We start from the raw sequence: 13090 nt of genomic DNA, 5'->3' as shown, positions 1-13090 counted from the left end.
GATGACCAAATATAAAGACCATCTGGGCCGCCCCATCGTCGCCATCACGGGCGCTGGCGTTGTTTCCTCGCTCGGACAGGGCAAGGAAGATAACTGGGCCGCGCTGACCGGCGGTGTTTCGGGCATTCACAGCATTACCCGTTTTCCGTTGGAAAATCTGAACACGCGTTTTGCGGGCACGGTCGATTTCCTTCCTGAAAGCGAAGTCGGCGCGTCGGCACTGTCGGAAAAGCTGGCACGTCTGGCCGGTGAAGAGGCGCTTGCACAGTCCGGCCTTTCGACAACCAATTTCGGGGGTCCGCTCTTTCTGGCCGCTCCGCCGGTCGAACTCGACTGGAAAAGCCGCTTTGCGCTTGATGCCAGCGTGAAGAACGAAGGTCCTGCAAGCTATCAGCTTCTGCTTGAAGCCTGCCGTCGTGCACGTCACGAGGCACTCTTCAACACGACGCAGTTCGGCTATATCGCCGAACGTCTTTCGGAAGTCTTTGGCACGCGTGGTCTGCCGATCACGCTTTCCACCGCGTGCGCCTCGGGTGCAACAGCGATCCAGCTTGGCGTTGAAGCGATCCGTCGCGGCGAAAGCGACCATGTTCTGGCGATTGGCACCGATGGTTCTGTTTCGGCGGAAGCGCTCATCCGCTTCTCGCTGCTTTCCGCATTGTCCACCCAGAATGAAAAGCCGGAAAAGGCCTCAAAGCCCTTCTCCAAGGATCGCGACGGCTTTGCCATGGCCGAAGGTTCCGGCGCGCTCGTTATGGAATCGCTCGAAAGCGCGGTCGCCCGTGGTGCGAAGGTTCTCGGCATTCTGGCTGGTTGTGGCGAAAAGGCCGACGACTTCCACCGCACCCGTTCCAAGCCGGACGCCTCACCTGCCATTGGCACCGTGCGCGCGGCACTGGCTGATGCTGGCCTGACCGAAGACCAGATTTCCTACATCAACGCCCACGGCACCTCGACGCCGGAAAACGACAAGATGGAATATCTGGCCCTTTCGACGGTATTCGGCGAACGCATCGAATCCATCCCTGTTTCGTCCAACAAGTCGATGATCGGCCATACGCTGACCGCCGCCGGTGCGATTGAAGCTGTGTTCTCGCTGCTCACGATCCAGACGGGGACGCTGCCGCCGACCATCAATTACGACAATCCAGACCCGGCTATCCCGCTGGACGTTGTGCCGAATGTGAAGCGTGAGGCCAAGGTTTCCGCCGTGCTTTCGAACTCATTCGGCTTCGGCGGACAGAATACGAGCCTTGTTTTGGCGGCAAATCCGAATTAATCCGTCCGGCAAAAGAATTTTAAATTTCCTGATGATCCCGGAAGGCGGAAGCTCTCCGGGATCATGCCATGAAAGGAAGAGCCCATGCGCGCTTTGCAGCTTCTCGACGACCGTCGCCTTGAAATCACCGACATTGCACCGCCGCCGCCTCCCGGCCTTGGCGAAGTCACGGTCAAGATCAAGGCGGTCGCGCTGAACCATATCGACGTATGGGGCTGGCGCGGTATGGCTTTCGCCAAACGCAAGATGCCGCTGGTGATCGGTGCGGAAGCTTCCGGCGTTGTCGATGCCGTCGGTCCCGGCGTTTCCAATCTGCTGCCCGGCCAGCTTGTTTCGATCTATGGTGCGCGCACCTGCGGCCTTTGCCGCGCCTGCCGTGAAGGCCGTGACAATCTGTGCGAACATGTCGGCGGCGTTCATGGTTTCCATCTCGACGGCTTTGCCTGCGAGGCCGTGAACCTTCCGGCTCGCCTGCTCGTGGCAGCACCTCCCGGCGTTGACGCCATCGGCGCTGCCGTCGCGCCTGTCACCTTCGGCACGGTCGAGCACATGCTGTTCGACAATGCCAAGCTGGAACCGGGCGAAACCGTTCTCGTCCAGGCTGGCGGCTCGGGAATCGGTTCGGCGGCGATCCAGCTTGCCAAGAAGATGGGCTGCACCGTCATCACCACGGTCGGTTCTGACGACAAAATCGAGAAGGCCAAGGCTCTCGGCGCCGATCACGTCATCAACTATCGCGAAGACCGCTTCGAAGGCGTCGTGCGCAAGCTGACCAAGAAGAAGGGCGTCGATGTCGTCTTCGAACATGTCGGCGCGGATACCTGGGCCGGTTCGATGCTCTGCATGAAGCGCGGCGCGCGTCTTGTCACCTGTGGATCGACCTCGGGCGTTTCGACCAACATGAACCTTATGCAGCTCTTCCAGCAGCAGCTCAAGATTTTGGGCTCATTTGGCTGCCGCATGGAAAACATGGCGGATGCCATGCAGAAAATGGCGCGCGGCATCGTGCACCCGGTCATCGATACGGTTGTCGATTTCAACGATATCGACACGGCCCTGAAGCGCATGGAAGGCCGCGACGTCTTCGGCAAGATCATTCTCCAGATTGACTGAAGCCCGTCCTTGTCATGATGTTCAAACTGAAGCTCCTGCTCTTTCGCTGGTCGCGCAAGCTGAAGCAGTTCAATTACTGGCTCTGGGCTCAGGCCGTTTTTGTGCTGCTTGGCCTGTTGCGCCTGTTTCCGGCGAAAGCTGCCATCAGCTTTTCGGCCAAGGTGGCCCGTCTCATCGGGCCGCTGACGCCGCGCCACAAGATCGCAACCAACAATCTGCGCCAAGCCTATCCCGGAAAGAGTGACGCCGAGATCGAAGTGATCGCGCGCGACATGTGGGATTCCATGGCGCGGCTGCTGGCGGAGTATATTTTCCTCGATGCGATTTTCGATTTCGATCCGAACGCTGCCAAGCCGGGCCTGATTGAAGTCGATGGCATTCCGATTTTCGAACGCCTGCGCGATGAAAAGAAGCCGCATATCTTCTTCACCGCCCATACCGGCAATTTCGAACTGCTGCCGATCTGCGCAGCCACATTCGGCCTGAATGTCACCGCACTGTTTCGTCCGCCGAACAATCCCTATATCGCCAACAAGGTTCTGAAAGCGCGCCATACCAATATGGGCCATCTCGTGCCTTCCAAGGCAGGCGCTGCCTGGGCGCTGGCGGGTATTCTCGGCGATGGCGGCAATGTCGGTATGCTCGTTGACCAGAAATTCTCGCGTGGCGTGCCTTCCACATTCTTCAACCGCCCGGTGAAGACCAATCCGCTGCTGGCCAAGCTTGCGCGGCAATATGATTGCGATGTCTATCCGGCGCGCTGTATCCGCCTGCCCGGCGGACGCTATCGGCTTGAACTTTACGAGCGCATGGAATTGCCACGCGACGACAAGGGCCAGATCGATATCGACGCCACCGCGCAATTGCTCAATGACACGGTCGAGCAATGGGTGCGCGAATATCCGGGCCAGTGGATGTGGTTCCACAAGCGCTGGGGATAGGATTTTTGCTGTTCATATGATACGGGCAAGCCACGCTGCCAAGGAGACTATCGCCATGCGCCCCATCGCCATTGCCCCGTCCATTCTGTCCGCCGACTTTGCCCGTCTTGGCGAAGAAGTCGATGCCGTGCTGGAAGCCGGTGCCGACTGGATCCATATCGATGTCATGGACGGACATTTCGTGCCGAACATCACATTCGGCCCGCAGGTGGTGAAAGCGATCCGCCCGCGCACCAAGGCATTCTTCGACGCGCATCTGATGATTGCGCCGTGCGATCCCTATCTGGAACCCTTTGCCGATGCAGGCTGCGATCTGATCACCGTGCACGCAGAAGCCGGACCGCATACGCATCGCTCGCTGCAGTCGATCCGTGCGCTCGGCAAGAAGGCCGGTATCGCGCTCAACCCGGCAACACCGGTCGAAGCGATCAGCAATATTCTGGACGATGTAGACCTGATCCTCGTCATGACCGTCAATCCGGGCTTCGGCGGCCAGAAATTCATCACGCCGATGCTCGACAAGATCAAGCGCGTCCGTGAAATGGTTGGAGACCGTCCGATCGACATCGAAGTCGATGGTGGCGTGACGCCGGAAACCGCAGGCTCGGTGGTTGCAGCTGGCGCGAATATTCTCGTCGCGGGCTCCGCTGTCTACAAAGGCAATTCGGTCGAGACCTACCGCGCCAATATCGACGCCATTCGTGCTGCGGCGGAAGCCGCGCGTAATCGTTAAACCCTCACTTTCTACAGGACGCTCCCATGATCCCGCGCTATTCCCGGCCAGAAATGGTCGCTATCTGGTCTCCGGAAACGAAATTCCGTATCTGGTTCGAGATCGAAGCCTATGCTTGCGAAGCGCTGGCCGAACTGGGCGTCATCCCCAAGGAAGCTGCCAAGACCATCTGGGAAAAAGGTAGCGTCGCGAAGTTCGACGTCGCTCGCATCGACGAAATCGAAGCCGTCACCAAGCATGACGTCATCGCCTTCCTGACACATCTTGCCGAATTCATCGGCCCCGACAGCCGCTTTGTGCATCAGGGCATGACCTCGTCGGACGTGCTCGACACCACGCTCAACGTCCAGCTGGTTCGCGCTGCCGACCTCCTGCTCGCCGACATGGACCGCGTTCTGACCGCGCTCAAGACCCGCGCCTTCGAGCACAAGGATACGGTGCGCATCGGCCGCAGCCATGGCATTCACGCCGAACCGACCACGATGGGTCTCACCTTCGCGCGTTTCTATGCGGAAATGCAGCGGAACCGCACCCGCCTCGTCGCGGCCCGCGCAGAAATCGCAACCGGCGCGATTTCCGGTGCTGTCGGCACTTTTGCCAATATCGATCCACGCGTTGAGGAATATGTCTGCGCCAAGCTTGGCCTCGAAGCCGAGCCGGTTTCCACGCAGGTCATTCCGCGCGACCGTCATGCGATGTTCTTTGCAACACTTGGCGTCATCGCTTCGTCGATCGAAAATGTCGCCATCGAAATCCGCCACATGCAGCGCACCGAAGTTCTGGAAGCCGAAGAGTTCTTCTCTCCGGGCCAGAAGGGTTCGTCCGCCATGCCGCACAAGCGCAACCCGGTTCTGACCGAAAACCTGACCGGCCTCGCCCGTCTCGTGCGTATGTCGGTCACGCCTGCCATGGAAAATGTCGCTCTGTGGCACGAACGCGATATTTCGCATTCGAGTGTCGAGCGCGCTATTGGACCTGACACCACCATCACCCTCGACTTCGCGCTCAACCGTCTGGCTGGCGTGGTCGAAAAGCTGGTGATCTACCCGGACAACATGCTGAAAAACATGAACAAGTTCCGCGGTCTGGTGCATTCGCAGCGCGTGCTGCTGGCGCTGACGCAGGCAGGCGTATCGCGCGAAGACGCCTATCGTCTCGTGCAGCGCAACGCCATGAAAGTCTGGGAACAGGGTGCCGATTTCCTTGAAGAACTGCTGGCAGACACGGAAGTGCGCGCAGCCCTTTCCGAAGAGCAAATTCGTGAGAAATTCGATCTCGGCTACCACACCAAGCATGTGGATACGATTTTCAAACGCGTCTTCGGTTGAGGAGATTTCGGCTCTGGCACTGCCTTTCCCTCATCCTGAGGAGCCGTTGAAAACGGCACATCATCCTGAGTATGTCGAAGGATCGAAGGAGAGGGAAACAAGCAAAGCGCCTGCCCTCGCCCTCGACACGGCGCTTCGCGCCTGCTCAGGATGAGGGAGAAAACAAGTGTCCGGCTGATCTGAAACGATCACGCCTCAAGTGATAGCCGTATACAAAAAAGCCCCATGTTTTTGAAAACATGGGGCTTTTCTATTGTGGGATATTGGTTCTATCAGGCCTTGGTCTTGATCGTATTGACCACATTGCCCCAAGGATCGACGAAGGAGCTATCGTTACCGCCGCGCGTATCTTCCAGCTCAACCCAGGCAAGTCCGGTACGATCTGCATCACGCTTACCGGCACCGGCGCTCTGCCAGGCATTGGCTGCGATATGGTGATGGTAACGCCCCGTGGACATGAACACAGCCCGGTCGCCATAGGTCTGCACCGTCTCCAGCCCAAGCTCGTTGTGCCAGAAGGTTTCGGCCTCATGCGCATTGCCAACACGCAGGTGCACATGGCCGACAACGGTGTTTTGCGGCGCGCCAGTCCATTCTCCGCCTTCGGTCTTGATGACATCAAGCAGGCCACGCACGTCGAGCGCTTCCGTGCCCATTTTCACGCGGTCACCATTCCAATGCCACTTCTCATGCGGGCGGTCGGAATAAATCTCGATGCCATTCCCTTCCGGGTCAGTCAGGTAGATGGCTTCACTGACATCATGGTCTGAAGCGCCGGCAACCGGCAATTGCTTGTCGATAGCCCGGCGCGACCAGCGCGCCAGATCGCCACGCGTCGGCAGCAAGAACGCCGTGTGGTATAGCCCGGCGCTGCGCGGATCATCCGCGCGAGCAGCGGAAAACTGTTCGATTTCCATCAGTTCGCGATCCCCAGCGCCCAACACGATGGAAGCGCCGCGGCGGCTCATTTCGCGCAAGCCGACAACGTCGCGATAATATTCGGCCAATGTTTCCGCATCGCGTGCCTTGAGACCAATACGCGCCACGCGCATTGGCGTAGTCATGGCAAATGGAAGCGGAGCAACCGGACGGGTCGTCTCGGCAACCGGCGTCTTCAATTGCTGTGTCATATCATTCTCCTTCGACGGCATGTCTGCACGCGCGGGCACTATACCGGCCATTAAAGCAGCTCCCGTAGCGCCAAGCACCGAACGTCTGCTGATTGTCATGGCCTATGCTCTCCTTCGCGTTCTGTTCCCGCTAAACATCGCTGTTTGCGGGATCGTTCACAAGATCGCGATCTGAGAACAGGCTGTTCATCATTCGTAACATTCAGCGGCATCGCCGGTGCTTGAAGAAGTCACAAAGGCAATCTAAATGGGTGCTATGAAAGTCAAAGACGCAGATATCCTCATCATCCCCGGTTACACCAATTCCGGCCCTGACCACTGGCAGACCCGTTGGGAGAACAAACTCTCGACAGCGCGCCGCGTGCAGCAGGCCGAATGGTCGAAGCCGGTTCGCGACGATTGGGTGGGCGAAGTCGTCAAGGCGGCGAATGCGGCCACCAAGCCGATAGTGCTGGTTGCGCACTCTCTCGGCGTGGCCACAGCCCTGCATGCCGTGCCGTTGATCCAGCACAAGATCGCGGGCGCATTTTTCGTTGCCCCGCCAGATGTTTCGAACGAAAGCATCCGCCCGAAGCATTTGATGACCTTCGGCCCCTATCCGCGCGACCGACTGCCTTTCCCGACCATCACGGTCGTGAGCCGCAACGATCCTTTCTCAAGCTTCGAAGCAGCCGAAGATGTCGTGAAGGATTGGGGCGCCATGCTGATCGATGCGGGCGAGTCGGGTCATATCAACGCGGATTCCGGTCACGGACCATGGCCGGAAGGCTCCATGGTGTTTGCGGAGTTTATGACGCAGCTACAAGCACCCAAGCAGCACTGAAACAAAAGGCGGGTTTGAACCCGCCTTTTTGGTAGTCAACAATGCAAGCTAAAATCAGGCGCGAACGGCGTCCACAAGCTGTTGTGCAGCAAGACGGAGGTAGCCGCCCTCATTGCTGACCGTCACGAAACGGAAACCCAGCGGAATATAACGTCGCGCAAATTCCGGCGACGGCGAATAAATGCCCGCGATCTTGCCAGCGGCAGCGGCTTTGCGCGCAATATTGCTGATCGGCTCGACAATGGCGTCGGAATTTGGGTTGGCCTCGCGTCCATTGCTCCAGGCAATCGAGAAATCGGCGGGGCCGACGAAGACACCGTCAATGCCGCGCACATCGAGAATGGCATCCAGCACATCATAAGCGTCACGCGTTTCGATCATCGCGAAAGCCAGCGTGTCCTGATTTGCCGTGGTCAGATAATCGTTGGAGCCGGGTGTGCCATAATCGGCATTGGCGCGGAAAACACCCCATGAACGTTCGCCCACCGGCGGATATTTCATGGCTGCTGCGAACTTGCGCGCATCTTCGGCGGAATTGATCATTGGAGCGATCACTGCCTCCGCGCCGAAATCCAGTGCGCGGCTTGCCATGTCGAAGCGTCCCACCGGAATACGCACCACCGGCGGCTTTCCGGCATTCAGCACGTGACCGACGCTGCGCAGCACACTCGCCTCGTCATGACCGCCATGCTGCATGTCCAGCGTCACGGCGTCAAAGGCGGTGTGTGCAAGGATTTCGACCGTCAGCGGCTCAGGGAGAGACGACCACGCGGAGAGCACGGTTTCACCGGCACGCAGACGCGAAGACAGGGACATAGGAATTTCCTTCATTTCATAAGAACGGCATTTCACAATAGCAGGTAAATAAAAATGGGGTGGAAGCACTAGCCGCACTTCCACCCCATGATATCAATCCTGCTGTATCTGACGGATCGCTTCCTCTAGGAACAGTTGCATTTTTTCGCGGATCGTTTCGTCGCTATCGGTGACACCGCCTTCGTCGAAATCGGTGCGGATCTTGCGAAACACATCGTCATCACCGGCCTCGATGAAATCGGCTGCTATGACATCGCGGGCATAGGCCTCGGCCTCGCCATCCTTTTTGCCAAGACGCTCGGCAGCCCACAATCCGAGGAGCTTGTTTCTGCGCGCTTCGGCCTTGAAGCGTAAATCAGCATCGTGCGCGAATTTCTTTTCGAAAGCATCGCGGCGATCATCCATACCTGTCGTCATTCACAAAACTCCCAACAACTGCCATTAGGAATGAGATCGTCACCCATTCTCTTGCCTAAAGCTGGCAAGGGGCGCAAGATTATACAAGAGCGGCAAATCAATTTCTTGCTGTTCGTCCATAATCTTGCATGAGAACGCATCCCGAAAAGTGTAAAACCGTTTTCGGAGAAGATGCGCAACAAAACAAAGGATTGGAGTGCCAGGCTGATAGAATCGGATCGAAACGCGTTTCAGAATCACCGAAAACGGGGGAACGGGCACGAAGCAGGATTGTTAAAAGCCCTTATTTGCTATAGGTAGCCCGCGAGAATAGCGGCTTAGAGCCGATCACCATAGATATGGAAATCCGAGAAAAGCCATGAACCGTCGCCGCCGTATTTACGAGGGCAAGGCCAAGATTCTTTACGAAGGCCCCGAGCCAGGAACGCTTGTCCAGTTCTTCAAGGACGATGCAACCGCGTTCAACAAGAAAAAGCACGAAGTCGTGGACGGAAAGGGTGTACTCAACAACCGCATTTCCGAATATATTTTTACGCAGCTGAACCGCATTGGAATTCCGACCCACTTCATCCGCCGTCTCAACATGCGTGAGCAGCTGATCAAAGAAGTGGAAATCATTCCGCTTGAAGTCGTGATCCGCAACGTTGCAGCAGGCTCGCTGTCCAAGCGCCTCGGCATCGAGGAAGGCACGGTTCTGCCGCGCTCGATCATCGAGTTCTATTACAAGGCCGATGCGCTCGAAGACCCGCTGGTCACCGAAGAACACATTACGGCATTCGGCTGGGCCAGCCCGCAGGAAATCGATGACATCATGGCTCTTGCCATTCGCGTCAACGACTTCCTTTCCGGTCTGTTTCTTGGCGTCGGCATCCAGCTTGTCGATTTCAAAATCGAATGCGGACGTCTGTGGGAAGGCGACATGATGCGTATCGTCGTCGCCGACGAAATCTCCCCGGACTCGGCTCGTCTCTGGGATATCAATACCAATGACAAGCTAGACAAGGACCGTTTCCGCCGCGATATGGGCGGATTGGTCGAGGCCTATCAGGAAGTGGCGCGCCGTCTCGGCATCATGAACGAGAATGACTCGCCCCGTCCTTCCGGCCCTGTGCTTGTGAAGTAATCCGATCAGCCCGGGAGCCGCTAAGACAGACACCTTCCGGGCTGTTTCGTTCGCGACAGGCAATTCCAGATTTTCATCTGAAGTTGTAAGAACCAAATCTAGAGCTACAGGAACTTAAGAGTGATCAAGGCACGCGTCACCGTTACACTGAAAAACGGCGTTCTGGACCCGCAGGGCAAAGCTATCGTCGGCGCACTCGGCAGCCTCGGTTTCGCCGGCGTCAATTCGGTCCGTCAGGGCAAGGTGTTCGACCTCGAACTCGAAGGCACCGACAAGGCCAAGGCCGAAACAGACCTGAAGGCCATGTGCGACAAGCTCCTCGCCAATACGGTGATCGAAGATTATTCCATCGCCATCGGCTGAGCCAAACAAAGGAAGCAGACGCTCATGAAATCCGCTGTCATTCTCCTTCCCGGCCTCAATCGCGACCGCGACATGATCGCAGCGCTCACCAAGATCACCGGTCAGGCTCCTGTCACTGTCTGGCAGACCGATACCAGCATCCCGGACGATGTCGACCTGATCCTCATCCCCGGCGGCTTCTCCTACGGCGACTATCTGCGCTGCGGCGCAATTGCGGCCCGTATGCCGGTTCTTCAGGCCGTGCGTGAGAAGGCCGACAAGGGCGTCATGGTCATGGGCGTTTGCAACGGCTTCCAGATTCTCGTTGAAGCCGGACTGCTGCCGGGCGCGCTGATGCGCAACGCCTCGCTTAAGTTCGTCTGCCGCGAAGTGAAGCTTGAAGTCAGCAATGCGAACACCGCCTTCACCCGTGGCTATCAGCCGAACCAGATCATCCGCTGCCCGGTCGCGCATCATGACGGCAATTATTTCGCCGATGCCGAGACGCTGAAGCGTATCGAAGGCGAAGGTCAGGTCGTGTTCCGTTATGCGGAAGGCACCAATCCAAACGGTTCGGTCAATGATATTGCCGGTATCGTCAATGCGCGCGGCAATGTGCTTGGCATGATGCCGCATCCGGAAAATCTGATCGAAGCGGCCCATGGCGGCGACGATGGGCGGGCGCTTTTTGCGGGCGCGCTGGGCATCGCAGCCTGATAAGTTTCGAAGAAGGGCGGTTCTCTATGAGACCGCCCTTTTTCATTTTCTTCACCGAATTGCATTGCCGGTAAGATAACGTTCCCTGCCCGCACCCTCGACGACGAAAACCAGTCTAGCTTGTCGCCTGCTTTCGTGGCAGTTTTGCCTTGGGAGAATTCCTTGGCAACCGAATCGGGGGGACAAAATCATGCAGCTTTATTCTCGGCCTCTGTCTCCTTACTCCGCTTTCGTGCGCAGCGTTCTCTATCTGAAGGACCTGCCTTTCAAGCCGATCACACTGCCCTATCCCTTCCCGGCCGATTTCGGTGAAATCACGCCTTTGCGCCGTGTTCCCGTGCTGATTACCAGTTCCGGCGAAACGCTTTTTGAAGCCGTTGTGATTGCCGAATATCTCGAAGATCATTTTCCTGAAAAGCCGCTCCTGCCCGGCACGCCGCGCCAGCGCGCGCTGATCCGGCTTCTGGCCCGCGTTGTGGAGCTGGAAGTTCTTGGACCGGCGATGAAGCTGTTCATCCTGCTGAGCAAACCGGAGCGTGACAGCGCAACCATCGACCGCCTGTTCGAAAAACTGAATACGGGCCTGTCGGTGATCGAACATCGCCTCCCGGATACGTTTTATGCCGTTGGCGAAGAGCCGACGCTGGCTGATGCCTGGCTGCTACCGGTGCGCTTTCTCATGGAACCATTGAAGAAGCTTTCGGGAAAGCCGGATTTGCTGGACGCGTTTCCGAAATTCGATGCCTATGCCGCGAAGGCAAAGCAACATCCGGCTTTTGAGCGCATCTGGAACGAGATGAGCGATGGACTAAAGGCCTTCATGCCGCAGCTGGCCTGAGAGCCCGCTGCGCCGCCCCTTCCTGTCATTATTCCCCCTCTGCGCGCCTCCAGTCCTCCCCGGTGGCACGCCCTTTTGGAGTTCGTTTCTTGACGAAAAAGACCATCGCTTTCATCGCCTTGCCTGCGATTGCGCTTCTTGCGGCCTGTACGCCGCGTCCGGCCAGTGGACCAGTCACGCAGAATGTCAGCAAGGCTGCGCTACCGACGATGGAACGCATTGCACTGGCCGCCAATAGCTGCTGGTTCAAATCGAAGGACAAGGATTTCCGCAGCTATTCGCTGGCACCGGAACTCAATTCTTTCAGCGGTCGTCCGCGTATCCTCGTCGTGCCGGGGCACAATCCGGCAGCGCGCCCGCTGCTAGTCGTTCAGGCGGAAGGCAATCCCGCCCGTGTCGAAACCTTCGGCCCGATGCTCCAGGAAAGCCACGGCAACCGCATTCTCAGTGACGTCAACCGCTGGGCATCTGGCCAGAAGGGCTGCTAAAATTGAAACCCTCCCGCAAAAATGCGGGAGGGGTCATCTCTATAACAGCTGTCGACGACAGCGAATGTGTGTTTCAGTTCTTCACATCGAATTCGTTCTTGGCAGCGCAGGCGGTCGCTTCCCGTTTCAAAGCTTCAGATTTCGTCCCGCCTGATGCCAATGTCTTTAAGCTGTCTATCGTCCAGCTCCATAAGCATCTTCCGGGTCCGACGTCTTGACGAAGATGCCCGGACTTTATCGACAAGCCCTGTCCAAGCCTTGCGTATCCTGTGCGGCACAACCGAAACTGACCGAGCGCGCAAGCCCTTGCTTAAATCACTCGCAATATCGACTTCCGGCAGAATAGTAATTGCGTCAATCACATCATTGGTTGGCCTGATGTAGTTCATTACAGCAGCCTCCTCTTTTCAAACATTAGCTTCATGCGAATGGATTGATAATTAGGATGCTACCAAATTCACCAATATGAACAATTACAAGTACTTGCGCTGGATTTCTGCCTCGCTATTTTGCCATAGCCATTATTTCGATACTGCTCATATAGAGCTCGACGATTGCAGGCATGTTCCTGCACGCGCGTAAGCCCGGAGCGGGTTTGGGAATTTCAGCGCAGATGAAAACGTACCTTGCGCGCTTCCCGCTCGGCTTCGCTTCTTCTGAGGCCAATATCGCGCAACTGCTCCTCGGTCATTTCGAACAGTGCAAGGCGACTGCGACGCATCATGCTTTTGTGTGACAGCCAGTTGAAGAGCCGACGCAGCAGGCCCGCATCCGTCGCTTCCCCCGACGCAGCCTCCAGTTGAGCATGCAACCCACGGGGCAGTTCGCTTATACGATCCGCATCCGGCATGGGGGAAATTGTATCTATTGTCTCTGTCTGCAGTCTGAAGTAAAACATCGTTCCGTCCATTCATGTGCGCGCCTGATGCCATAGGGGGCCAGATTTGAAGGTCATTCACGGCAATCTGGATATAGGGGCATCAATCGGCTGCGAAATGACTC

General features: G+C 57.3%; 16 protein-coding genes. 11 read left to right on the top strand and 5 right to left on the bottom strand.

Annotated elements, in window-relative coordinates:
• Nucleotide 1: 1 nt before the first annotated feature.
• The 5 genes from D8666_RS01460 to purB all read left to right on the top strand — a co-directional run bounded on the left by D8666_RS01460 (nucleotide 2) and on the right by purB (nucleotide 5394).
• Nucleotides 2-1279, top strand: coding sequence for a beta-ketoacyl-ACP synthase (locus D8666_RS01460; protein WP_121535904.1), 1278 nt, complete (start codon nucleotides 2-4; stop codon nucleotides 1277-1279).
• Between the two features lie 84 nt (nucleotides 1280-1363).
• On the top strand, nucleotides 1364-2392 hold the full coding sequence (locus D8666_RS01455) for a zinc-binding dehydrogenase (protein WP_121535901.1): 1029 nt from the start codon (nucleotides 1364-1366) through the stop codon (nucleotides 2390-2392).
• Between the two features lie 14 nt (nucleotides 2393-2406).
• On the top strand, nucleotides 2407-3333 hold the full coding sequence (locus tag D8666_RS01450; RefSeq protein ID WP_121535899.1) for a lipid A biosynthesis lauroyl acyltransferase: 927 nt from the start codon (nucleotides 2407-2409) through the stop codon (nucleotides 3331-3333).
• 55 nt (nucleotides 3334-3388) lie between these two features.
• Nucleotides 3389-4066 (top strand): ribulose-phosphate 3-epimerase, encoded by a 678-nt coding sequence (rpe, locus tag D8666_RS01445; protein ID WP_109368833.1) that lies wholly within the window; start codon nucleotides 3389-3391, stop codon nucleotides 4064-4066.
• A gap of 26 nt (nucleotides 4067-4092) precedes the next feature.
• Complete coding sequence (purB, locus tag D8666_RS01440) at nucleotides 4093-5394, top strand: adenylosuccinate lyase (RefSeq protein ID WP_121535896.1); 1302 nt, start codon at nucleotides 4093-4095, stop codon at nucleotides 5392-5394.
• Nucleotides 5395-5666: 272 nt separating this feature from the next.
• Here purB and D8666_RS01435 read toward each other — a convergent pair whose 3' ends face one another.
• Nucleotides 5667-6623 carry a VOC family protein gene (locus D8666_RS01435; protein WP_371830779.1) on the bottom strand — a complete coding sequence of 319 codons (957 nt, stop codon included), beginning with the start codon at nucleotides 6621-6623 and terminating at the stop codon, nucleotides 5667-5669.
• Between the two features lie 157 nt (nucleotides 6624-6780).
• Here D8666_RS01435 and D8666_RS01430 point away from each other — a divergent pair, with 157 nt between their 5' ends.
• A complete protein-coding gene (locus tag D8666_RS01430) occupies nucleotides 6781-7347 on the top strand; it encodes an alpha/beta hydrolase (RefSeq protein ID WP_121536296.1) in 567 nt (188 codons plus the stop codon).
• 54 nt (nucleotides 7348-7401) lie between these two features.
• Here the strand turns inward: D8666_RS01430 and D8666_RS01425 are convergent, their stop codons facing one another.
• Both D8666_RS01425 and D8666_RS01420 read right to left on the bottom strand, forming a co-directional pair.
• Complete coding sequence (locus tag D8666_RS01425; RefSeq protein ID WP_209445956.1) at nucleotides 7402-8169, bottom strand: HpcH/HpaI aldolase family protein; 768 nt, start codon at nucleotides 8167-8169, stop codon at nucleotides 7402-7404.
• A gap of 87 nt (nucleotides 8170-8256) precedes the next feature.
• Complete coding sequence (locus D8666_RS01420; protein WP_109368829.1) at nucleotides 8257-8580, bottom strand: DUF1476 domain-containing protein; 324 nt, start codon at nucleotides 8578-8580, stop codon at nucleotides 8257-8259.
• 358 nt (nucleotides 8581-8938) lie between these two features.
• On the opposite strand from D8666_RS01420, the gene purC reads away from it, so the two are divergent.
• From purC to D8666_RS01390, 5 genes are all read left to right on the top strand, one after another.
• On the top strand, nucleotides 8939-9703 hold the full coding sequence (gene purC / locus D8666_RS01410; RefSeq protein WP_109368827.1) for a phosphoribosylaminoimidazolesuccinocarboxamide synthase: 765 nt from the start codon (nucleotides 8939-8941) through the stop codon (nucleotides 9701-9703).
• A gap of 120 nt (nucleotides 9704-9823) precedes the next feature.
• Nucleotides 9824-10066 carry a phosphoribosylformylglycinamidine synthase subunit PurS gene (purS, locus tag D8666_RS01405; RefSeq protein ID WP_121535887.1) on the top strand — a complete coding sequence of 81 codons (243 nt, stop codon included), beginning with the start codon at nucleotides 9824-9826 and terminating at the stop codon, nucleotides 10064-10066.
• 24 nt (nucleotides 10067-10090) lie between these two features.
• Entirely contained in the window at nucleotides 10091-10762 is a 672-nt protein-coding gene (gene purQ / locus D8666_RS01400) for a phosphoribosylformylglycinamidine synthase subunit PurQ (protein ID WP_109368825.1), read from the top strand.
• A gap of 190 nt (nucleotides 10763-10952) precedes the next feature.
• A complete protein-coding gene (locus D8666_RS01395; protein ID WP_109368824.1) occupies nucleotides 10953-11600 on the top strand; it encodes a glutathione S-transferase family protein in 648 nt (215 codons plus the stop codon).
• An 89-nt stretch (nucleotides 11601-11689) separates the two neighbouring features.
• Nucleotides 11690-12088: a hypothetical protein gene (locus D8666_RS01390; RefSeq protein ID WP_121535884.1), complete on the top strand. Its 399-nt coding sequence runs from the start codon at nucleotides 11690-11692 to the stop codon at nucleotides 12086-12088.
• A gap of 134 nt (nucleotides 12089-12222) precedes the next feature.
• On the opposite strand, the gene D8666_RS01385 is transcribed toward D8666_RS01390, so the two are convergent.
• Nucleotides 12223-12477 (bottom strand): YjiS-like domain-containing protein, encoded by a 255-nt coding sequence (locus D8666_RS01385; protein WP_109368822.1) that lies wholly within the window; start codon nucleotides 12475-12477, stop codon nucleotides 12223-12225.
• Between the two features lie 215 nt (nucleotides 12478-12692).
• A complete protein-coding gene (locus D8666_RS01380; protein ID WP_109368821.1) occupies nucleotides 12693-12998 on the bottom strand; it encodes a DUF1127 domain-containing protein in 306 nt (101 codons plus the stop codon).
• Between the last annotated feature and the right edge of the window lie 92 nt (nucleotides 12999-13090).

The organism is Ochrobactrum soli (assembly GCF_003664555.1).
Classification (GTDB): Bacteria; Pseudomonadota; Alphaproteobacteria; order Rhizobiales; family Rhizobiaceae; genus Brucella; species Brucella teleogrylli.
Note: the sequence above shows the minus strand (reverse complement) of the source record. Positions and strands in the feature narration are given on the sequence as shown.

What these genes read in the sequence shown, in the direction of transcription:
- purC (WP_109368827.1), top strand. Translation starts at nt 8,939, where the DNA reads ATGAACCGTCGCCGCCGTATTTACGAGGGCAAGGCCAAGATTCTTTAC.
- D8666_RS01455 (WP_121535901.1), top strand. Translation starts at nt 1,364, where the DNA reads ATGCGCGCTTTGCAGCTTCTCGACGACCGTCGCCTTGAAATCACCGAC.
- D8666_RS01380 (WP_109368821.1), bottom strand. Translation starts at nt 12,998, where the DNA reads ATGGACGGAACGATGTTTTACTTCAGACTGCAGACAGAGACAATAGAT.
- D8666_RS01385 (WP_109368822.1), bottom strand. Translation starts at nt 12,477, where the DNA reads ATGAACTACATCAGGCCAACCAATGATGTGATTGACGCAATTACTATT.
- D8666_RS01450 (WP_121535899.1), top strand. Translation starts at nt 2,407, where the DNA reads ATGATGTTCAAACTGAAGCTCCTGCTCTTTCGCTGGTCGCGCAAGCTG.
- D8666_RS01420 (WP_109368829.1), bottom strand. Translation starts at nt 8,580, where the DNA reads ATGACGACAGGTATGGATGATCGCCGCGATGCTTTCGAAAAGAAATTC.
- D8666_RS01435 (WP_371830779.1), bottom strand. Translation starts at nt 6,623, where the DNA reads ATGACAATCAGCAGACGTTCGGTGCTTGGCGCTACGGGAGCTGCTTTA.
- D8666_RS01430 (WP_121536296.1), top strand. Translation starts at nt 6,781, where the DNA reads ATGAAAGTCAAAGACGCAGATATCCTCATCATCCCCGGTTACACCAAT.
- purB (WP_121535896.1), top strand. Translation starts at nt 4,093, where the DNA reads ATGATCCCGCGCTATTCCCGGCCAGAAATGGTCGCTATCTGGTCTCCG.
- rpe (WP_109368833.1), top strand. Translation starts at nt 3,389, where the DNA reads ATGCGCCCCATCGCCATTGCCCCGTCCATTCTGTCCGCCGACTTTGCC.
- purQ (WP_109368825.1), top strand. Translation starts at nt 10,091, where the DNA reads ATGAAATCCGCTGTCATTCTCCTTCCCGGCCTCAATCGCGACCGCGAC.
- D8666_RS01395 (WP_109368824.1), top strand. Translation starts at nt 10,953, where the DNA reads ATGCAGCTTTATTCTCGGCCTCTGTCTCCTTACTCCGCTTTCGTGCGC.
- D8666_RS01460 (WP_121535904.1), top strand. Translation starts at nt 2, where the DNA reads ATGACCAAATATAAAGACCATCTGGGCCGCCCCATCGTCGCCATCACG.